Source organism: Sphingomonas sp. Ell38C01 (assembly GCF_055231975.1).
This window is the reverse complement of sequence record NZ_JBUYVA010000001.1, coordinates 926218-945394: the sequence shown is the minus strand read 5'-3', so window position 1 is coordinate 945394 and position 19177 is coordinate 926218. Positions and strand designations below refer to the sequence as shown.

The 19177-nt window shown below is 68.1% G+C and carries 20 protein-coding genes; 7 read left to right on the top strand and 13 right to left on the bottom strand.

All coding sequences use genetic code 11. The features are described from left to right. Window positions 1–281: 281 nt before the first annotated feature. From ACV7NO_RS04560 to ACV7NO_RS04515, 10 genes are all read right to left on the bottom strand, one after another. Window positions 282–3086 carry a TonB-dependent receptor domain-containing protein gene (locus tag ACV7NO_RS04560; protein WP_463404835.1) on the bottom strand — a complete coding sequence of 935 codons (2805 nt, stop codon included), beginning with the start codon at window positions 3084–3086 and terminating at the stop codon, window positions 282–284. Between the two features lie 254 nt (window positions 3087–3340). Next, on the bottom strand, window positions 3341–3586 hold the full coding sequence (locus tag ACV7NO_RS04555) for a hypothetical protein (RefSeq protein ID WP_463404834.1): 246 nt from the start codon (window positions 3584–3586) through the stop codon (window positions 3341–3343). A 93-nt stretch (window positions 3587–3679) separates the two neighbouring features. Next, window positions 3680–4480: a class I SAM-dependent methyltransferase gene (locus tag ACV7NO_RS04550; RefSeq protein WP_463404833.1), complete on the bottom strand. Its 801-nt coding sequence runs from the start codon at window positions 4478–4480 to the stop codon at window positions 3680–3682. Window positions 4481–4552: 72 nt separating this feature from the next. Next, window positions 4553–5212, bottom strand: a complete 660-nt coding sequence (locus ACV7NO_RS04545; RefSeq protein ID WP_463404832.1) for a UPF0149 family protein — start codon at window positions 5210–5212, stop codon at window positions 4553–4555. 242 nt (window positions 5213–5454) lie between these two features. Next, complete coding sequence (locus tag ACV7NO_RS04540; RefSeq protein ID WP_463404831.1) at window positions 5455–5949, bottom strand: DUF427 domain-containing protein; 495 nt, start codon at window positions 5947–5949, stop codon at window positions 5455–5457. Next, a complete protein-coding gene (locus tag ACV7NO_RS04535; RefSeq protein WP_463404830.1) occupies window positions 5946–6305 on the bottom strand; it encodes a thiol-disulfide oxidoreductase DCC family protein in 360 nt (119 codons plus the stop codon). The genes ACV7NO_RS04540 and ACV7NO_RS04535 overlap by 4 nt, the downstream gene beginning before the upstream one ends. 242 nt (window positions 6306–6547) lie before the next feature. Beyond that, window positions 6548–7108: a YkgJ family cysteine cluster protein gene (locus tag ACV7NO_RS04530; protein ID WP_463404829.1), complete on the bottom strand. Its 561-nt coding sequence runs from the start codon at window positions 7106–7108 to the stop codon at window positions 6548–6550. 101 nt (window positions 7109–7209) lie between these two features. After that, window positions 7210–7632 carry a nuclear transport factor 2 family protein gene (locus tag ACV7NO_RS04525; RefSeq protein ID WP_463404828.1) on the bottom strand — a complete coding sequence of 141 codons (423 nt, stop codon included), beginning with the start codon at window positions 7630–7632 and terminating at the stop codon, window positions 7210–7212. 32 nt (window positions 7633–7664) lie between these two features. Then, window positions 7665–8309, bottom strand: a complete 645-nt coding sequence (locus tag ACV7NO_RS04520) for an NADPH-dependent F420 reductase (protein WP_463404827.1) — start codon at window positions 8307–8309, stop codon at window positions 7665–7667. A gap of 135 nt (window positions 8310–8444) precedes the next feature. Next, window positions 8445–8891: an Rrf2 family transcriptional regulator gene (locus tag ACV7NO_RS04515; RefSeq protein WP_463404826.1), complete on the bottom strand. Its 447-nt coding sequence runs from the start codon at window positions 8889–8891 to the stop codon at window positions 8445–8447. A gap of 255 nt (window positions 8892–9146) precedes the next feature. Between ACV7NO_RS04515 and ACV7NO_RS04510 the strand changes: the two genes are divergently transcribed. Continuing rightward, window positions 9147–10685: a GMC family oxidoreductase gene (locus tag ACV7NO_RS04510; protein ID WP_463404825.1), complete on the top strand. Its 1539-nt coding sequence runs from the start codon at window positions 9147–9149 to the stop codon at window positions 10683–10685. A gap of 63 nt (window positions 10686–10748) precedes the next feature. Here the strand turns inward: ACV7NO_RS04510 and ACV7NO_RS04505 are convergent, their stop codons facing one another. After that, window positions 10749–11531 carry a TetR/AcrR family transcriptional regulator gene (locus ACV7NO_RS04505; protein WP_463404824.1) on the bottom strand — a complete coding sequence of 261 codons (783 nt, stop codon included), beginning with the start codon at window positions 11529–11531 and terminating at the stop codon, window positions 10749–10751. A 320-nt stretch (window positions 11532–11851) separates the two neighbouring features. Between ACV7NO_RS04505 and ACV7NO_RS04500 the strand changes: the two genes are divergently transcribed. From ACV7NO_RS04500 to ACV7NO_RS04475, 6 genes are read left to right on the top strand one after another with little or no spacing between them, the layout of a single operon-like run. After that, complete coding sequence (locus tag ACV7NO_RS04500) at window positions 11852–12631, top strand: maleate cis-trans isomerase family protein (RefSeq protein ID WP_463404823.1); 780 nt, start codon at window positions 11852–11854, stop codon at window positions 12629–12631. Between the two features lie 2 nt (window positions 12632–12633). Further along, the gene (locus tag ACV7NO_RS04495) at window positions 12634–13881 is read left to right on the top strand and encodes a hypothetical protein (RefSeq protein ID WP_463404822.1); all 1248 of its coding nucleotides are present in this window, start codon (window positions 12634–12636) and stop codon (window positions 13879–13881) included. Then, window positions 13881–14507: a VOC family protein gene (locus tag ACV7NO_RS04490; protein WP_463404821.1), complete on the top strand. Its 627-nt coding sequence runs from the start codon at window positions 13881–13883 to the stop codon at window positions 14505–14507. The genes ACV7NO_RS04495 and ACV7NO_RS04490 overlap by 1 nt, the downstream gene beginning before the upstream one ends. Window position 14508: 1 nt before the next feature. Beyond that, window positions 14509–14763: a hypothetical protein gene (locus tag ACV7NO_RS04485; protein WP_463404820.1), complete on the top strand. Its 255-nt coding sequence runs from the start codon at window positions 14509–14511 to the stop codon at window positions 14761–14763. Beyond that, window positions 14750–16477, top strand: a complete 1728-nt coding sequence (locus ACV7NO_RS04480) for an AMP-binding protein (RefSeq protein WP_463404819.1) — start codon at window positions 14750–14752, stop codon at window positions 16475–16477. The genes ACV7NO_RS04485 and ACV7NO_RS04480 overlap by 14 nt, the downstream gene beginning before the upstream one ends. Further along, on the top strand, window positions 16474–16971 hold the full coding sequence (locus ACV7NO_RS04475; RefSeq protein WP_463404818.1) for an acyl-CoA thioesterase: 498 nt from the start codon (window positions 16474–16476) through the stop codon (window positions 16969–16971). Before ACV7NO_RS04480 ends, ACV7NO_RS04475 begins: the two co-directional genes overlap by 4 nt. Before the next feature lie 236 nt (window positions 16972–17207). On the opposite strand, the gene ACV7NO_RS04470 is transcribed toward ACV7NO_RS04475, so the two are convergent. Together ACV7NO_RS04470 and ACV7NO_RS04465 are read right to left on the bottom strand one after the other, a co-directional pair. Beyond that, window positions 17208–18152, bottom strand: a complete 945-nt coding sequence (locus ACV7NO_RS04470) for an NmrA family NAD(P)-binding protein (RefSeq protein ID WP_463404817.1) — start codon at window positions 18150–18152, stop codon at window positions 17208–17210. Between the two features lie 150 nt (window positions 18153–18302). Further along, window positions 18303–19175: an SDR family NAD(P)-dependent oxidoreductase gene (locus ACV7NO_RS04465; protein ID WP_463404816.1), complete on the bottom strand. Its 873-nt coding sequence runs from the start codon at window positions 19173–19175 to the stop codon at window positions 18303–18305. Window positions 19176–19177: the final 2 nt, after the last annotated feature.

Sequence of the window (19177 nt, the reverse complement as noted above, 5' to 3'; positions counted from 1 at the left end):
CTAAGGATCAACGCGTTTCCGTTTTGCCGCCAGCCGCAAGATCGTCCTTTGGTCGGGGGGCCGCGGCGTTCATGACGACTGCCCGCGGACACCCGCCCCGTTCTGAGCACATGACACGGGCGCCGCTGCTCCGGCCCTGACCTGGGCTCACGCGAAAGCCTGCCCGTTCGCAGCGATCGATGGCCGGCGGACGATGCCCTGCGAGCAGGAGGTGCGGACGATCACGGGGCCCGCCGCATCGTGCCCCGCCCGATACGCCGGTGCCGGATCGTCCGCAGCGGTCAGCGGCGGATCGTCACCGAGGCGCCGAAGCGGCGGCCGAGCACGTCGTAGGATTGCGGGAAGGTGTTCGCGTCCGCGCCGTTGGTGAACGCCAGCGGCGGCTGGCGATCGAACAGGTTGTCGACGCCGACGATGAACCGCATCCGGTCGGTCGCATCGATCGACAGGGCAAGGTCGAAATAATGCTGCGGCGCGATGCGCTCGACCGCATAGACCACCGCCGCGTCGTCGCGCACCGCCCCCTCGACGCGCCACGTCCCGCGCAGCGACACGCCGTCCAGTCCCAGGCTGGCGTCGACCCGCTGGCGATAGCGCGGCAGCGCGCGCCGCACCTCCAGCCCGCAGGTCGCGCCGAACTTGCCCGCGCATTCGACGATCGGGGCGGTGGTGCCGTTCTGCTGCTTCTGGCTGAGCAGGATCGTCCCCGCATAGCTCAGCCCCAGCTTCGCCGCCCCGACATCCACCGCATAGTCGCCGACAATGTCGATGCCCCGCGACGTCAGCCGCGCCACGTTGATGTCGGACGAATCGACCGAGGCGAGCTGGCCGTTCGTCTGCCGCTTCACCTGCTGGCAGAAGACGTTGTTGATGTCGCGCGCCACGACGAAACAGGTGTCGAGCGTGGCCTGCGGCAGCACCGCGCCCACCGCATTGTCGATCTTGATGTCGTAATAGTCGGCGGACAGCGTGAAGCCCGGCAGGACCGTGGGCGTCAGCACCGCGCCCGCGGTCCAGGTCTTGCCCGTCTCGGGCTGGATCGTCGCGCGGCCACCGAAGATGAAGAGCGCCGCCGACAGGTCCTGCGTGTAGCCGCCGGTCGGCGCGCCGCTGGCGGTGCACGTGGCGACGGACGCGCCCGACAGGGTCGGGTTCGCGCATGGATCGACCGCGCGGCCGACCAGGCTGATGCTGGACGTCGCGCCGAACAACTCGCCGATATTGGGCGCGCGCACCACGCGCTGGTAGCTGCCGCGCACGCGCAGGTCGCGCGACGGCGCCCAGTCGCCGCCGATCTTCCACGCATCCACGCCGCCGCTCGTCGAATAGTCCGAATAGCGGTATGCGCCCTCCAGGTTGAGGGCATGGAAGAACGGCCGGTCCTTGAGCAGCGGGACGCGGATCTCGCCGAACACGTCCTTCACGTCGTAGCCGCCGCTGAAATCGACGCGCGTGCCCTGGTTGAACGTCTGCCCCAGCCGCGCGACGTCGCCGTAGGTGTTGCGCCCGCGCTCGTCGCGATACTCGCCGCCGACGACGAACGCGACCGGCCCCCCGGGCAGCGTCAGGAAGCGGCCGGTGTCGCCCGACAGCGTCAGGCCGCCGACGAACTGCTCGCGCCGCCGCCCCTGCGCCACGACCTCGTCGATGAACGACACCGCGCCGCTCGAGATCGAACCGTTGCCGAAGATGTTGGCGGGCGCGCAGCCGTTCGCGGTATCCGCGCACACCGCGGCGCCGCCCACCGTCGTCGCGTTCGCGGCCTGCTGGAACCGCGACAGGACGCCCTCGCCATAGATCGGGCTCGATTCGTCGCTGATGCCGTATTGCGCATAGGCATCCCACTTCAGCCCCAGCGCGTCGCCGCGCAGCCCCAGTTGGCCCTGCCCGGTCTCGCGCGTCGTCTCCGTCACGCGATTGCCGAACTCGCCGAGCGACCGGGTGACGGTCAGCAGGACCGCGTCGGTCCCGCCCAGCACGCCCGCGCTGGTGCGGTTGAAGCTGTTGCCCAGGATCGTGCGCAGCTGCGGCGTCAGATACGGGTTGTCGCGGCGGATCAGGACGTTGGTCGCGACGTTGGCGGGCTGGAGCGCGTCGCGCGACTTGGTGCGCGAATACATTCCGCGGCCATACACCTCGATGCGGTCGCTCAGGTCATAGGTCAGGAACGCGCTCGCATTGAAGCGCTGCTGCGCGATGATGAGCGTCTCGCGCTGGCTCAGCACGCTCGACGTCGCGATCGGCGAGAGCGAATTGTCGTCGTTGTATCCGAACGTGCCGCCCGCCGCCGCGCCGCCGATGCCCGACAGGTTGAAGACGTTCGCCGAATCGGATCGGCGGAAGAACCCGCCGAGCGGGCGCGCGGTGTTCACTGCGGTGTCGCCGCGTTCGGGTGCGGCGAAGGCACGCGCCGACTTGAACAGCGGATCGCGCTCCGACCAGCCGATATAGGCCGCCAGGTTGCCGCGCCCGCCCAGGTTCGTGCCCAGCGTCAGGTTCGCGCCGCGGTTCGCCGCATCGCCACGCTCGCTGACGTTCGACACTGCGCTGGCCTCGACCCCGACGAAGTCCTTCTTGGTGATGAAGTTGACGACGCCCGCGACGGCATCCGAGCCATAGACCGCCGCCGCGCCGCCGGTCAGCACGTCGACGCGCTGGATCAGCGGAGCGGGAATCGAATTGAGATCGACCGAATTGCGAAAGCCGAACGGCGCGCCGCGCGTGCCGTCGATCAGCACCAGCGTGCGGTTCTGCCCCAGCCCGCGCAGGTCCGCGGTCGCCGCGCCACGCGCATCGGATCCGTTGGACACCGCGCCGAAGCTGCCGCTGAACTGCGGCAGCCGGTTGAGCACCGCTTCGATGTTGAGTGCCCGGTCGAGCGCGATCGCCTCCGCATCAACCGACGCCACGGGGCTGACCGCGGTGGTGCCGGGCGTACGGATCCGCGTTCCGGTCACGGTGATGTCCGCGTCGGCAACCGCATCGGCCGCGGGCGAGGCCGCACCGGCCGGGGCCACCTGCGCGACCGCTTCGGCGGCGGTCAGGGCAAGGAGAGACGCGGAAACACAACCAACGAAGCGACGCATGGACAGACCCCTTTTTCCGGCCGGATCAAGGTCTTCCGTGCCGCAACGTGGCCCTGTGAACGGACTGCGTGACGCGGGTCAAGACCGGAGTGTCGCGCGCCTGCCTTCCCGGCTGGCGGTTTTCGGCACGGCAAAGCCATGCTGATCGGCTCCAGCGGCTACCGACCGCGCACGCTGACGCGTGAAAGACTATCGCCCGTCGGCAACCCGACGAAACGGCGACCGGTCGTTCCCGGCGACGTCCAGCCGACGCGTCAGCTTGGATGGGCGGCGCTGTCGGCGGCATCCTCGCTGTCTTCCGTGGGAACGATCGCAGTGTCGGCCTCGCCATCGTTCCCGATCCCGGCACCCGGCGCGACGTCGGCGTCGCCACTCTCCGCTTCGGCCAGCATCATCTGCTCATAGGCGATCTCGAGATCCTTCACGCCGGAGCCCGTCGGCTGGATCGGAAGGTCGCCAAAGCCCTCGATCTGATCGATCCTGTCGCGTTCGTCGGTCATGTCACTCTCCTGCGAACCATACCAACGCGCCAAAGGCGATTTCGGCCGAACACGACCCGCGCCCTGGCCGCCGCGTCAGCCGGCACACGTCGATCAGCGCGCCTTCACGAATTTCAGGGTGAACCGGTCGCTCTCGCCGATGGCACTGTAGGTCGACCGGTCGACGTCCTTCAGGCGATATGTGGGCGGCAGCGTCCAGACGCCTTCCGGATGATCGTGGGTATCCTTGGGGTTGGCATTGATCGCGGACTCCCCGGCCAGCTTGAAGCCCGCATCCCGCGCCAGCCGGATCACGGTCGATCGCTTGATGTACCCGCTCGTCCGTTCGCGCGCGGTGTCCATCTCCTCGGGCAGGCGATGATCGACCACGCCCAGGATTCCGCCCGGCTTGAGCGCTGCATGGAACGCCTTGAACACACGCCCGGCCACCGCGGGGTCGTCCTGCATCAGCAGGTTGTGGACGTTGCGGAACGTCAACACGATGTCGGCGCTACCGGCGGGTATCGACGATGTCCCCGTCCTGAAATCGATCGTCGCGACCTGCGTCTGGCCATAGGCCGCGGCCTGCTCGGCAAATCCCGTGCGCGTGCGTTCGGCCTGCGTCGTCGGGACCAACGCGACATAGTGCCCGTGGCCCCGCACCAGCGGTGCCAGGATGTCGGCATACCAGCGTCCGGCAGGCAGGAACTCGACGACGGTCTGCGCCGGCTTCACGCCGAAGAACGCCAGTGTCTCCGCGGGGTGGCGATAGCGATCGCGCGACCGGCTCGCAGGGGTCCGCATCGGCGCAGCGACAGCGGCATCGATGTCCTTGGACGGTGCGACGGACTGCGCGACGCCCCCCGAGGCCGCGAGTATGGCGAGGCCGCCGAAGGCAGCAAGCAAGCGGTTCATATCGTTATGGTTCCCGATGAATACGACTGCGTTCATGCCCTGTGCGGGCGGCTTGTACAATCTCGGTCGGCATCATCCGCAACAGCGCTTGGACTTCTTGCCGGATCCGCATCGACACGGTTCGTTCCTGCCGATCTTGGGTGTCCGCACGCTGTCGGACGTGGCGGGCGGGCGGTCGCGCAGGCGCGCGTCATGCAGGCGCAGAACGTGGTCGACGATGTCGGAGGGTGCCCGATCCTCGAGCGCGTTGATCTGCACGCTGTCGAGGTCGCTCTCGTCGCGAGCCACGGCGATCAGCGTCGCCAGTCCCGACCAGGCGGCGGCGGCCGCCCCGTCCTCGGCGCCGGCCAGCAGGTCCCAGCTCTCCGGGCGAAGGTCCGTCGCTTCGGCGAAGCCATCGATCCACGGCTCCCAAAGCACGTCGCCGTTACGCTCGTCGACGTCGAAGATCGGCCGCGGCTTGCCGCGCGCCAGGTCGCGGACGATCTCGGCGTACCGTGCCATCACCGCATCGGCGAACCATCGAACATCCGCCGGATCGTCGAATGGGGGAAGGCCACCCTCGTCGGATCCCCAGACGTTCCGGAGCCACTCCTCCGGCATGATCGGATCGGGGCAGAGAAGAACGCCGTGAAGGAAGCCGTCCAGCTCGGTCAGGAGCATCGGCTCGTCGAGCGGCAGGTCGGCCAGCGCGTCGTCCAGCCGGCGCAGTCGGGACGGTATCTGCTTCACTCGGCATTCCTTGCTTCCGGTACGATGAAAGGCATGCGGTCGCCTGTCATCGCGAACCGAGGTCACGACTGTAACCCGGACGCAAGCGATGCAGCCGGATCGCGAAGCCGATCACCGGATTGTCGCCCGCGCGCAAGGCCCGCTGGAGCTGGCACAGGGCTTAGGGCAGCCCGCGAATGTCAACCGGTCGCTCATCGCGCGGACGCCCCGGGGGCTAGCGCCGGTCGGCGGCCCGGGCGCGGTCACCACCCCATGCTGCCCGGTATGCCCTTGAACGGCCCGGCGAGATCGGCCGTGATCCAGCCACCGTAGAAGCCGCCCGGCTGCGGCCGCACGCGCTCGCCATCGATCGCGCACGCATCGAACGGCCCGGCATAGAAGGCGACGTGATCGCGCAGGATCGCGAACGCCGGCGTGGGGTCGGGATAGCTCCATCCGACGTCGCGGAGGATCCGTCCGCCGATGTCCACATGCCAGTAGCGCGCCTCGCCCTTCCATTCGCAGAACGAGCGGCGTGTCGACGGACGCAGCAGACCGGGGACGATCGCATCCGGCGGGATGTACCAGCTCGGCGGATGGCTGGTCTCGAGCGTGCGCACCGCCGCATCGGTATCGGCGACGACGACGCCCGCATGGACGATCCGGACGTGCCGACGGCTCGGCTCGGCGATCGCGGGACGCGGATAGTCCCAGACGCTCTCCTGTCCCGGGGCGGGCGTATCGGGCCGCGGCCTCATGGCCGCATCCCGCGCGCAGCGAGCCACCGTTGCAGACGGGGACGGATCATGAGGAAGCGCAGATACGCTTTGTCGAGCATGGCGAGGACCGTAGGATGCCGCGCGAGCAGCCCGATCGGTCGCAGCAGCGGAATCGCGCGCCACATCGCGGCAAACGCCGCAGCGCCGGACAGCATGCGCCCGTCCTCCATCGCGTGAAATCGTGCCAGGAGTTCGGCCCGTTCGGCCGGACACACCGCCGGGCCGGTCGCATCGACGAAATCGATCCGGCCGCGCCGATCCAGCCGCCGCATCATCGCGATCTCCCGCTGGCAGAGCGGGCAGCTGCCGTCGTGCCAGACGGTGACGCGGCTCATCGCCCTTGATCCGATCGTCGCGCCGGATCCGTCCCGCGAGCATCATCGCGGTGTTCGGGCGCCACGATCCCACCGCGCCCGACGATTGCACCGGTGACAGGACTGGGACGGGACATCGGCAGGCTCTCCTCTGATCCGTACAACGGCCGAGAGGCCATTAGGTCGCCTGCTGCCGCGAACCCGTGACCGGGCAGCCTTGCCGCGAAACCGATCGGCGCGCGACACAATCGTGCCGGAGGGCCTTAAGTCTTCGAGAGGAACACGTCATAGAGCCCACGCCATGCGTCCACCTCGTCCTGCAGGTGCGCGGGTGCGGGCTCTCCCGATAGGACCAAGCGGGCCACGTCGTCTTCGGGATGCAACAGCATTTTCCGCGATCCATCGCTGAACCACACCGGAACCAGGCGGTCGCACACGCTGTCGAGGATTGCAGCAGTCATGCCCTCGTCGATCGCTTCGCCGCCGGCAAACACGCGAACGTTGATCGAGACGCCTTCGAAGCAGTTCTGCGGCGCGCGGACGAAATTGAGCGACACCAGAAGGCCGGATCGATCGGGCCGGGCCGCATTCGGCATGGCCGCGATCCGTCGCCATCCGCAGAACCACGTCCGGCAGATGCCCGGACGCACGGCATGAATGCGGCACCCCCCCGAGAAGAGATTGGCGCACGGCGTGCCCGCAGGCTTTCTGAAGTCGGGCGCATCGACCGTCAGCATGGTGCAGCACACCGTGCAGTCGCCGCAAGCACGATCGGCCAGGACCGGGCCCAGCAACATCGTCTCCACATCCGCGTCGGTGTGCATCCGTGTCGGGTGCCTCTACCCCGGCCGGAATACAAGGGCCTGAGGCGGATCCGCCGGCCGCTGCACCCGGCTTCATGGAGCCGGGTGCAGCCACCGTCCGGTCAGCCGTCGAAGCGCGCGCCGCTCATCGCGGTCATGAATGCCTGCGGGTTCCAGTATTCGCGATAGGTCGCGATCAGCCCGTCGCGGACCGTCACGAACGTCGCGTACCGCATCTCGTACGGGTTGCCGTTCGACAGGACGGTGCCCGATGCGCTCCATTCCGCGATCGCGACCGCCGGGTCATCGGTCGAATAGACCTTGAGGGTCGGCAGCGACTTCACATCGATCGCGTCGGGATAGCCGCGGAGATACTCGTACAGCGCGGCCTTGCCCTCGATCCGCGCCGGCGACCCTTCGGGAGCGAAAGGGAACTCGGCGACGACGTCGTCGGCGCACAGGTCGGTCCAGGCCTTCATGTCCTTGGCCAGGAAGGTGTCGAGGCTTTTGCGCACCAGTTCGGCGGCGGTCGGGGTCGTGGTCATGATGACATTCCTTCGAAGCAGAGGACGCGCGATCAGATACGCACGAAGTTGTGGGTGGCTAGCGGGCCGAACGGCAGCGAGGCCAGCGGACCGCCGATGTCGAGCGGGCCGAGATCGACGGGGAGGAAACCGGTGGTCTCGAGCACAGCGCGGACCTGCGCCTTCGCGTCGGCATCGTCCCCCGAATAGAACAGCACGCGCTGGCCACCAGCGGCTTCGGGATGCGGCAGGACGTTGACGTCGAGGTGGTTGAACGCCTTCACGACACGCGCACCGGGGACGAGGTCGGCGACGATCGCGCTGGAATGGCGGTCGCCGATATCGACGGCCTTGATGCCATAGGCGGCCAGCGGGTTCGTCGGGTCCTTGGCGTCGGGAGAGTTGGGATCGAGGAACAGCACGGGGTTGGTGCCGTCGATCACGATGCGACCGTTCCACGCCGGCAGGCCCGACAACACCTCTTCCAGCGCGACCCACGGCATCGCCAGCACGACGATGTCGGCGGCAGCGGCCTCGGCGACGGTGCCGGCCGTGATCGTGCTGCCCAGGTCGGCGACCAGATCGCCGAGCGACTCCGGGCCGCGCTTGTTGGCGATGATCGCGGACTGGCCCTTCTGCGCCAGCGCCCGTGCGACGTTCGAACCGAGCGCGCCCGAACCGATGATACCGATAGTCATGATGCATACTCCTTGCGTGATGAGCGGGGATGGGAAGATGGTCGTCGATGCCCCGGCAACGGTGACCGATTACGAACAACTGCTGGTGTGTCGTCGTCGTGACGACACTTTCAGCCGCTGAAAACGCCACCCGCCCTAGACATTGAGCGGTATCGTGAACTTGCCGACGCGCGCGACATCCCGCGCCACATCGTCGATGGTGACGCGGGCGAGCTCGTCTTCCATGGCCTGCCTGGCCCGGTCGAGGATCGGGCCCAGCGCCTCCAGGATATTGCCCCCGACGGCGCAGTTCGCACAGGGCGGCGTCCGATGGACCGAGAACAGCTCGGTATCCTCGACCGCCCGGTAGACGTCGACCAGACGGATCCGCGCCGCCGGCGTCGCCAGCAGCGCCCCGCCGCCGACCCCCATCTGCGACGTGGTCAGCCCCGCCGCCCCCAGCCGCGACAGCAGGCTGCGGATCACCACCGCCCCGGTGTTGGCGGAATAAGCGAGATCTTCCGACCGGAGCGGTTTGTCGTCGTTCACGGCAAGCGCGGTCAGGACGTGGACGGCGACGACAAAACGGCTGCTGGTTGGCATGGCTTCATTCCGACTGTGTGTCATCGCCACTACGACATACTTTTCGAATCGCCAAGCGTCTTTTTGCAAGGATCCGCGCAGCGGGTCGATTGCGACGATGCCGATTTCATCGAACGATGCGATCGATCGAAGGTGTATTTGATCGAATGGACGTGCGGCGCAGACTGGCCGTCGATGCAGCACCGGTGCTGCGACACAGGAGAGTCAGGCCGCGCAGACCGTCGCTGCCCTGACCGCGACGAAAGGACGGACATCATGCCGGATTCCATTACGAAGCCTACTCTTCCCGCACGCGAGCCCGGATACGACGTCATCGTCGTGGGCGGCGGTTCGGCGGGCGCGGTCGTCGCCAACCGGCTGAGCGCGGACCCGATGCGGCGCGTGCTGCTGATCGAGGCGGGCACGGCCTATGCGCCGGGCGGCTATCCCGACGTCGTCCGGCGTCAGGATCTGGTCGGCGGCGATCCCGAGCATGACTGGGGCTTCGCCAGCCAGCCGGGCGTCCTCGGCCGAAGCATCGCGCTGACCCGCGGCAAGGTCCTGGGCGGCTCGTCGGCGGTCAACGGCGCGGTCACGATGCGCGCGCCGAAGTTCGACCACGCCCGCTGGGCGCGCGACCACGATCTTGCCGCGTTCGACTGGCAGACGGCGCAGTCCCATTATCATTCGCTGGAGCGCACCTCGGGCCGTGACGGCGACGGGACGGACGGGCCGTTCCCGATCCACCAGCTGGGCGACGAGGAAGTGTCCGACCAGCATCGCGCCTTCTTCGCCTCCGCGCTGGCCGCCGGCCATCCGCGCACCGCCGGCTTCACGTCGGGCGATCCGCTGGGCGTCGGTCCCTATGTCATGAATACGCGGATGGGCGTGCGGCTGAACACCGGGATGACGTTGCTCGACGATGCGGTCCGCGCGCGGCCGAACCTGACGATCCGGGACAGGACGCTGGTCGATCGGGTGCTGGTCGAGGGTCGCCGGGCCACCGGCGTGCGCCTGGCGAATGGCGAGGAAATCACGGCCGGCGAGGTCGTGCTGTCCGGCGGCACCTATGCCAGCCCGGCGATCCTGATGCGATCGGGTATCGGACCGGCGGACACGCTGCTCGGGCTGGAAATTCCGCTTGTCGCCGACCTGCCTGTCGGTCGCCGGCTGCAGGATCACCCGCTGTTCCCGACCGTCTGGTCGATCCGCAGGGAGGCGGTCGGCCTGCCCTATCCTCCGATCGGCGCGATGCTGTGGGGCCGCTCCGCGCATGCCGCCACCGACGAGGCCGATCTGAACATCAGCACCGCGACACTGCCCGATAGCAGCGATTCGCCGGACGGCGCGATGTTCCTGCTGTTCGCCGCGCTGGTGCGGCCGCAGTCGGTCGGATCGCTGACGATCGCCAGCCGCGATCCCATGGCGGCTCCGGTGATCGACCTCGGATTCCTGACCGACGCCGGCGACCGCGAACGCCTGATCGACGGCGTCGAGATGATCCGCGACATCGCACGCCACGCGCCGTTCGCCGACATGATCGGCGGCGAGCTGGTGCCCGGACCGGCGGCGGCAGACCGTGCCGCGATCGACGCCGCACTGAACGCAGGCCTGACCAGCTATCAGCATCCGACGTCCACGGTCCCGATGGGTGGCCCGCGCGATGCGACCGCGGTCGTCGATACCGAAGGCCGGGTCCGCGGCATCGACGGGCTGCGCGTTATCGATGCGTCGATCTGGCCCGACGTCCCGTCGGTCGCCACGGCGTTCCCGACGATGATGCTCGCCGAGCGGATCGTCTCCCGAATGATCTGAAAAACGAGCGAGGGATATGGCAGGACGGGCGCGCCGAGGAATCCCGGCACCCGCCCGCCTCCTTCAGTCCTTCAAAAGATGGGAAAGATGCGCAACGTCTTCCTGAAGGATGCGCAGGACATCGCCAACGCGATCGCTGCGCGAACGGTGGGCATCGGGCCGCAGGAGCGAGCGAACCGCCATGTCGGCGATCGTTTCGGCGATCTCTTTCGGCGACAGCCGGCCGCCCGGCTTGAACCACCACGCGGTCCAGTTGCGCATCCCAAAGATGGTCAGCGCGGCGACATGCGGATCGACCGGACGAAACTTGCCGACCGCGATGCCGTGTTCGATGATCTGCGTGAAATGGTCGAGCATCGCCTTCTTCGAGGCATCGCTGACGCTGCGAAGCTCGTCGGTCATCTCCGCCTCGGACCGGTCGAGCACCCGGAACAGCGTGTGCTGGTCGAGCACCCATTCCGTGGTGCGCAACACGCCGAGCCGCAGCGCCTCTTCAGGATCGACGGTTTCGAGATCGGCCATTTCATTGAACTGGCGGACGCCCGAGACCGTCACTTCCTCGATGATCGCCTCGAGCAGCTTCTCCTTGCTCGGAAAATGATAGTAGAGGCCTGGCCGGCTCATCCCCAGCGCGTCGGCGATGTCCTTGAGATTGGTGCCCGCGAAGCCGCGTTCGGCAAACAGCGATGCCGCGGTATCGAGCACCGCGCGCCGGATCAGCGGCTTGCGCTGCCGCACCGTACGGCCGTCCGCGACTGAAACGGTATCGACGGCCGAAGCATCCCGCGAAGCATCCGGCCCGCCGGCAGCCGCATCGCCTCCAGCTTTTGTTCGAGGTTCCATCATCGCTCCGATATGTCCGACTTCGCCACGGATCCCAGATCGACGACCGTCGGCGATCGGTCAACCCGGAGCCGTCGGGTGACGCGAAGTCGCGCGTCCGTCTGCCGGCGCTTCCGCGCTTCTGTCGCGCCGGCACGCACGACGAGCGTGCGAGCCATCCCGGCTCCTTACGACACGATAATGACACTCGGACGTCGATAATTCGTCGCTTCGCATCAAAGATCGACCGAAACCTCGACCTCCACGTCCAAAACCACCTATTGAAACATCCCACTAAACGACGTATTAGTCGGTTTATAGACTAATAAGTCGGTGGAGGGGTCATGGAACGCGGCAGCTATCGGATCGGGCAAATCGTGCCGAGTTCGAACACGACCATGGAAACCGAGATCCCCGCGATCCTGCGCAGCAACGGCGCACTGACCGGCCAGGGCTACACCTTCCATTCCAGCCGGATGCGGATGAAGAAGGTGACCCGCGAGGAGCTCGCCGCGATGGACGGCGACTCCGATCGCTGCGCGATCGAATTGTCCGATGGCCGCATGGACGTGATCGGCTATGCCTGCCTCGTCGCGATCATGAGCATGGGCCATGGCTATCACCGCGTGTCGCAGAAGCGGCTGCACGAGCGGACGGTCGAGAACGGCGGCGCGGCGCCGGTCGTCACGAGCGCCGGCGCACTGATCGACGGGCTGCACACGATCGGCGCGCGCAAGGTCGCCGTCATCACGCCGTACATGAAGCCGCTGACCCAGCTGGTCGTCGATTACGTCGAGGCCGAGGGGTTCGAGGTTCAGGACCGTATCGCGCTGGAGATCGAGGACAATCTGGCGGTCGGTCGCCGCGATCCGCTGGCGCTGATCGATATCGCCAGCCGGCTGACCCTCAACAACGTCGATGCACTGGTCGTGTCGGCCTGCGTGCAGATGCCGTCGCTCGCCGCCATTCCCGCGGTCGAGGCGCAGGCCGGGGTGCCGGTGGTGTCGGCGGCGGTCTGCACCGCGTACAGCATGCTGCGCACTTTGGGCGTCGAGCCGGTCGCGGCGGATGCGGGCGCACTGCTGTCGGGTCGCTACGGCGCGCCGCAGGCGCAGGTCGCCTGAGCATGACCGCGCTCCGGCAAACCGCCACCGCGGGCCTGCGTGGCGCCTATTGGGATCCGTCGCGCGTGCCCGAGGGCACCCAACTGACCGTCCACCCGCTGCGGACCCCCGACGGACAGATCGTGACGGGCTATCTGCTGGCGCGGGGCGACGAGACCAGCGTCGCGATCTTCATGCATCCGCGCGAGTATATGGTGCCGCATTATCTCGCCGCCGAATTGCTGCGCGAGGGCACCGCGTTCTTTTCGGTCGCGCCGCGGCTGATCGGCAACGACATCCGCCTGGAACACGAGATCGCGGTGCACGATCTGGCCGCGGCGATGTCGTTCCTGCGCGAACGCGGCTATACGCGCCGGATCGCGCTCGGCAATTCGGGTGGCGGGCCGCTGTGGGCGCTGTACAACCAGCAGGCGCTGCTGGCGCCCGGGCGGCGGATCGCGCGCACCCCCGGGGGGCGCCCGACCAAACTCGATACCGCCGAGCTGATCGCGCCCGATGCCATCATCTTCGTGTCGGCGCATCTCGGCCAGGGTCGCCTGCTGATGTCCGGGATCGATCCGTCGGTCACCGACGAGGGCGATGCCTTCTCGGTCGATCCCGCGCTCGATCCCTTCATGGCGGCCAATGGCTTCACCGACGACGGCGCGAGCTACGCCCCCGAATTCGTCACCCGCTACCGCGCCGCGCAGCGCGACCGCGTCGCACGGATCGACGCCATCGCCCGCGACGCGATCGCCCAGAAGCAGGCTGCCCGCCGTCGCGCCAAGGACGGCGGCGATCCGCGCGACCGGGCGGGCGCGGCCTATACGAAGATCTTCCCGATATGGCGCACCGACGCCGACCTGCGCTGCTGGGATCTGGCACTCGACCCGTCGGAGCGACGGCTGGGGTCGCTCTGGGGCGCCGACCCGTTCGTCTCCAACTATGGCAGCATCGCCTTCGGCCGGGTCTGCACGCCCGAAAGCTGGCTTTCGACGTGGTCCGGCCTGTCCTCCAACGCGTCGATGGAGGCCTGTGCGCCGGCGATCGAGCAGCCTACGCTGATGATCGAATATGGCGGCGACCAGTCCACCTTTCCCAGCGACAACGACACGCTGTTCGACGGGATCGGCACCTCCGCCAAGACCCGCGCACGGTTTCTGGGGGATCATCACGGCCGCCCGGTTCGACCCGGCGACGCGGACCCCCGCCCCCAGGTCGGCGCCGTCATCGCCGCCTGGCTGCGCGACACTCCAACAGGAGCAAACTGATGTCTCTGGAACCTGCACCCACCACCCGCGCGGACCAGCCCGTCGCGCTGCCCACTCCCTCGCTCGGCGGCGTGCATCACACCGCACGCCCGACCTGGAAACTGGGCGAGACGGTCCGTTTCTATCGCGACGTCATGGGCCTGACGCTCGTCCACGCGATCAGCGCGCGCGGCTGGGGGCCGGGCGACCATCCCGATTTCATCCACCTGTTCTTCGATTCCGGGCAGGACAGCACGATCGCCTTCTTCTATTATCTGAAGACCGATCGTCCGCCCGACGCGCTGGCCTTCGACCACTGGCTCTACCGGTCGGTGCATACCGCGTGGCGCGTCGGCAGCATGGCCGAACTGCTCGACTGGAAGGCGCGGTTCGAGGCGCAGGGGCTGGAGGTCATGCAGGTCAGGCATGAGGTGATCGAGTCGATCTACGTCACCGATCCCAACGGCTATATGGTGGAAATCACCTGGCAGATGCGGCCGATGGACGATCGCGACGCCGCCGACGCCGCCCTGACGCTGGACGTCGCCATCGCGCTGGAGGCCGAGCGCGGCGGCCGGATCGAGACGATCGACGAATTGTGGCAGGCCAAGGGCGCGCGCATCGCCGAACTCGCAGGGAGGAACTGACATGGCCAGGATCTATGTGCTGGACGTGCCAGAGTTCGCCGGGCTGGTGGACTATGCGCGAACCCGGCCCGACCATTCGGTGATCGACACCAGCGTCGGATACCTCAGGATCGAGCGCGCGGGCGAGCTCGTCTTCGACCGGCGCACGGTGGGGTTCTTCCCGGCGATCTGGTACGCCGCGCTGTGCGGCGGGTTCGAGGGCGACGTGGTCGAGCATGGCCGCGACACGCTGCGTATCGTCGATGCCCGGGCCTGACGCCGTGGCGTCGCCCGCCGCAGCCGGACCCGGCGCGACGGGCCCGCAGACCCGTATTCCCGGCGTCGTCTACATGCCCTCCGACCTGCTCGACTTCTACGTCGGTGAGGGCGTGCTGGGGAACGAAGGGGTGGCCGACGCCTTCCGCGCCGCGGCACGGCGTTTTCCCGATCGGATCGCGCTGTCGCAGGGCGCGCGGTTGCTGACGTTTCGGGACCTCGACGAGCTGACCGATCGCGCTGCGGCCGGGCTCCTCGACCTGGGGCTGCGACCGCTGGACCCGGTGATCTTCCAGCTGATAAATTCGCAGGAACTGGTCGTCAGCTTTCTCGCATGCCTGAAGGCCGGGCTGATCCCGGTCTGCACGCTTGCCGCCCACCGCGCGTCCGAAATCGTCCAGATCGGCGGGCAGGTGCGCGCCCGTGCGCACATCGTCAGCGCACGCGCCGGCAGCTTCGACCTGGTCCCCTTCGCCGCGACGATGCGCGAGGCCCTGCCCGACCTGGCCTACACGATCGTCGCGGACGACGACGCGACCGTCCCGGACGACATGCACCGGCTGGACGCGCTGATCGCCCGGACCGACATCGCCCACGCACGCACCGTCCTGTCCGAGGTCCATCTCGATCCGTTCCAGGTCGTGGTCTATCAATTGTCGGGCGGCACCACCGGCGTGCCCAAGGTGATCCCGCGCTTCGGCAACGAATATCTCTATTCGGCGCGTTCGATCCTGGCGTATTTCGGCTTCGACGAGACGCTGGTGACCTTCACCGGCAATCCGATGATGCACAACGCGCCGACCTTGTGCTTCTGGCTGCCCGCGCTGGTTGCCGGTGGCGAGATAGCCATCGCCGAGCGGCCCGATGCCGCGTCGATCGCGCGCCTCGTCCTCGATCGCAAGCCGACCTGGGCGATCATCGCCCCCGTGTATCTGCGGATGATGCTCGACGAGGGGATGGTCAAGCAGGACGACTTCGCCGACATCTATGGCCTGGCCACCGCCAACGGCGCCGCTGCGCTGAGCGAGCGGGTGAACGCCCCGGCGCTCCACCTCTACGGCATGACCGAAGGCCTTCTGACCCACTGCCGCGTCGAGGATCCCCCGCTGGCACGCGAGATCACCGTCGGGCGCCCGACCTCGCCCTATGACGAGGTGCGGATCGTCACGCCGGGCACGACCCTCGACGTGGCGCCGGGGGGGATAGGCGAGCTCATCGTGCGCGGTCCGTGCACGACTCGCGGCTATTTCGACGCACCCGAGCGCAACGCTGAAGCCTTCACGCCCGACGGCTATTATCGCAGCGGCGACCTGATGAGCTGGCAGGTGATCGAGGGCCGGCGCTACCTCAAGTTCGAGGGGCGGCTGAAGGACGTCGTCGATCGCGGCGGCGAGAAGATCAACTGCAGCGAAGTCGAGCAGGCGATCGATCGCCTGCCCGCCGTCGCCAACGTCGCCTGCGTCGGGATGCCCGATCCGGTCTATGGCGAACGCCTGTGCGCGTTCGTGATCGTCGAGGGTGGGCACCCCGCCCCCACCGTCGCATCGATCGGCGTGCATCTCGACGCGGTCGGCCTGGCGAAGTTCAAATATCCCGAACGGGTCGAGGTCGTCGCCGAATTTCCGATGACGATGTCGGGCAAGCCCTCCAAGCCGCTGCTGAAAGAGCGCATCGTGGCGATCCTCGGGAACGAACGCCAGCGGACCGAAGCATGACCGGCTTCCCGACACTCGACAGCGTCGAACGCCTGATCTCGCGCGCGCCGGTCGTCGTCGAGCGTCGCGTGCGCTGGGGCGAATGCGATCCCGCGCAGATCGTCTACACCCCGCGCTTCGCCGAGTATCTGGCGGCGGCCTATGCGTGGTTCGGACGCGAGGTCCTGCAAGGCCCGTCTCCCTCGCTCGCCGATCTCGGATTGCTGGCCCCCGCAAAGGGCCTGACGCTGGAGTTCCTGCGCCCGCTCAAGCCCGACGATCTGTTCCACATGACGGTATTCGTCGATCGGATCGGATCGCGCAGCTTCACCATCAGGGTCGAGGGCGCATCGCCCGCCGGCGAACCCCATTTCCGCGGGACGGTGTCGCCGATCATGGTCGACCGCGCGGCCTATGTCGGCGTGCCGATCCCGCCGGCGCATCGCGCCGCCCTGGAAGCCTATCGCGATCGGCAGCCCGAGGGCGCCGGACGTGCGGAGGCACCGCGCGCGTAACATCTCTGCGCCGATGCTCCGTCGCTCCACCCGGAAGGCGATGGACGGCTATACCCTACCGCCGTCGCAGGGCGGCGACCGCCATCGCAGCCGACGCGGTCCGCGACTGGATCGGCGGAATCGCCAGTGGAACGATCGTCGCGGCCGGACTGGCCCTCACGCGCGATGCCCCGGCCAAGGGCGAGGCACGAACGACGTCCGCTCGACCGTCCCCGACACCGCAGTCGACGCCGCGATCATCGCGGCGTTCCGGTTCCCAGGACGGCGTCCTTGTGCTCGACCAGCCATCGCCGGACGGTCATCGGATCACGCCCGAGCGTCCGGGCGAGGAAGTCGTTGCGCGCCCACACGACGTTGTTGTCCTCCTCGTACAGGAAGAACTCCCAGAGCAGATCGAGATATCGCTGCCCGCGCTCGGCGTACCATTTGAAGAAGCTTTCCTTGCTGCTGTCGTGCTTGATCGGTTCGCCCCAGACCTCGCTCATCATGCGCGCGACCTCGCTGAAACGCAGGATATCGACGCCGTTGTTCATCGTGTGGAACTGCCCGATGTGACGGTGGTCGTCCGACAGCAGCAGCCGGGCGGCGGCCTCGCCGATGTCGCGCGGATCGACGAACGGGATCAGCCGCTCCGGCCAGAACAAGGTTCGTTCGGCGCGGAGACCCGGCGCCATGCGCAGGATGTTGTCCATATAGGTCGCGCCGCTGTTGAGATAGGTGACCGGCAGCCCGCTCTCGTCGAGCAGCCGCTTCGCGATCGGATGCTCGGTCGGCATGAAGGACGTGTCGCGCAGGCCCGGTGGCAGGCGGTGATTGTTGGCTTCGGGTTGCAGCGCCAGCAGCCGGATGATGTGCGTCGCGCTGCCGGCCTCCTGAAAGGCGGTGATGACGTTGCCCATCGCGGCGGCTTCGTCGGTGGGATCGGGGGTCATGATGAACGCCCCCTCGATGTCCTTCGCCGCTGCCCGCAGCGAGTCGAGATCGTCGAAGCGCGCGACCACGACCTCGGCGTCCGGGAACTTCTCACGGAGGCGTGCGACCTTGGCAGGATTGCTGGTCGACAGGCGCAGCCGCACCGACGGCGCATGCTGCCGCACATGGGCCACCAGCGGCGCGGCGGTCCGGCTTTCGGGGCCGAAAACCAGGATGCTGCGGGGGACGGACTTGTGATTGCCTGACACCGGTCGGAATCCTTTCAATAGGTCGTAGACCATCGGTCCACGCGCCGGACCGACACGGTCCGTCGCCTCTCCAATTATTCCGCCTACAATGACGGTAAAACGACGCCACAGTCAACAAGACGGTTGGCCCCCCGCATCCGCAGGGGTTCGTCAGCGGGCGATATCGGTGCCGGCGGGCAGGATGGCCTGCGCGTCGTCCGGCAACGGCCACGCGGCCGGCGCACCGGCGCGTTCGGCGGCCTCGCGCCATCCCACCGCATCGTCCCACCGTGCCGCGACGAACCGCCGGCCCGTCACCCCGTCGGACAGGCCGGAGAGCATCCATAACAGCGGCGCCACCATGATGTCCGATCGCAGCAACGCCGTCCGGTCGAGGCCGAACGACGGGACCATCGGCGTATCGACCGGTCCGCCGGGCACCAGCACGTTGACGGTGACGCCGGTGCCCGCGAGGTCCTGCGCCATCGTGACGCTATGCGCCTCCGTCGCGGCCTTGGAACCGGCATAGGGCGCCATGCCTCGCCGCAGCATCGTGCCCAGACTGGTCGTGATATTGACGATGCGCCCCCATCCCTGCCCGATCAGCACGGGCGCGGCGGCACGCGCGAGCAGGAACGGCCCGGTCGCGTTGACCGCCATCATCCGGCGCCACAGGTCCGGCGGCACCGTCCAGAACGGCGGCGGCGTGCCGAGATACTGCTGGCTGACCCGATCCTGTCCGATACCGGCGTTGTTCACGATGCCGTCGAGGCGTCCGAACCGGTCGAGAGCGGCCACGACCGCGGCATCGGCATGCGCGTCGTCGCACACGTCGAGCTCGCAGCGGTGGAGCCGGCCCCGCGCGGTCGCTTCGCCGGGAACCGTCCCGGCGTCCTCGGGCGGACCCAGGTCGCCGGCGACCACCGACGCACCGGCTGCGAGCAAGCCCGAGACCATGGCGGTGCCCAGGCCGCCGCGCGCACCCGTCACGATGTAGCAACGGCCGCTCACGTCCGGCGCGGTCGCGGGATCGACAGCCCGCACGC

What these genes read in the sequence shown, in the direction of transcription:
- ACV7NO_RS04530 (WP_463404829.1), bottom strand. Translation starts at nt 7,108, where the DNA reads ATGCACACCGACGCGGATGTGGAGACGATGTTGCTGGGCCCGGTCCTG.
- ACV7NO_RS04525 (WP_463404828.1), bottom strand. Translation starts at nt 7,632, where the DNA reads ATGACCACGACCCCGACCGCCGCCGAACTGGTGCGCAAAAGCCTCGAC.
- ACV7NO_RS04515 (WP_463404826.1), bottom strand. Translation starts at nt 8,891, where the DNA reads ATGCCAACCAGCAGCCGTTTTGTCGTCGCCGTCCACGTCCTGACCGCG.
- ACV7NO_RS04500 (WP_463404823.1), top strand. Translation starts at nt 11,852, where the DNA reads ATGGAACGCGGCAGCTATCGGATCGGGCAAATCGTGCCGAGTTCGAAC.
- ACV7NO_RS04475 (WP_463404818.1), top strand. Translation starts at nt 16,474, where the DNA reads ATGACCGGCTTCCCGACACTCGACAGCGTCGAACGCCTGATCTCGCGC.
- ACV7NO_RS04505 (WP_463404824.1), bottom strand. Translation starts at nt 11,531, where the DNA reads ATGATGGAACCTCGAACAAAAGCTGGAGGCGATGCGGCTGCCGGCGGG.
- ACV7NO_RS04555 (WP_463404834.1), bottom strand. Translation starts at nt 3,586, where the DNA reads ATGACCGACGAACGCGACAGGATCGATCAGATCGAGGGCTTTGGCGAC.
- ACV7NO_RS04485 (WP_463404820.1), top strand. Translation starts at nt 14,509, where the DNA reads ATGGCCAGGATCTATGTGCTGGACGTGCCAGAGTTCGCCGGGCTGGTG.
- ACV7NO_RS04495 (WP_463404822.1), top strand. Translation starts at nt 12,634, where the DNA reads ATGACCGCGCTCCGGCAAACCGCCACCGCGGGCCTGCGTGGCGCCTAT.
- ACV7NO_RS04480 (WP_463404819.1), top strand. Translation starts at nt 14,750, where the DNA reads ATGCCCGGGCCTGACGCCGTGGCGTCGCCCGCCGCAGCCGGACCCGGC.
- ACV7NO_RS04540 (WP_463404831.1), bottom strand. Translation starts at nt 5,949, where the DNA reads ATGAGGCCGCGGCCCGATACGCCCGCCCCGGGACAGGAGAGCGTCTGG.
- ACV7NO_RS04490 (WP_463404821.1), top strand. Translation starts at nt 13,881, where the DNA reads ATGTCTCTGGAACCTGCACCCACCACCCGCGCGGACCAGCCCGTCGCG.
- ACV7NO_RS04550 (WP_463404833.1), bottom strand. Translation starts at nt 4,480, where the DNA reads ATGAACCGCTTGCTTGCTGCCTTCGGCGGCCTCGCCATACTCGCGGCC.
- ACV7NO_RS04535 (WP_463404830.1), bottom strand. Translation starts at nt 6,305, where the DNA reads ATGAGCCGCGTCACCGTCTGGCACGACGGCAGCTGCCCGCTCTGCCAG.
- ACV7NO_RS04560 (WP_463404835.1), bottom strand. Translation starts at nt 3,086, where the DNA reads ATGCGTCGCTTCGTTGGTTGTGTTTCCGCGTCTCTCCTTGCCCTGACC.
- ACV7NO_RS04510 (WP_463404825.1), top strand. Translation starts at nt 9,147, where the DNA reads ATGCCGGATTCCATTACGAAGCCTACTCTTCCCGCACGCGAGCCCGGA.
- ACV7NO_RS04520 (WP_463404827.1), bottom strand. Translation starts at nt 8,309, where the DNA reads ATGACTATCGGTATCATCGGTTCGGGCGCGCTCGGTTCGAACGTCGCA.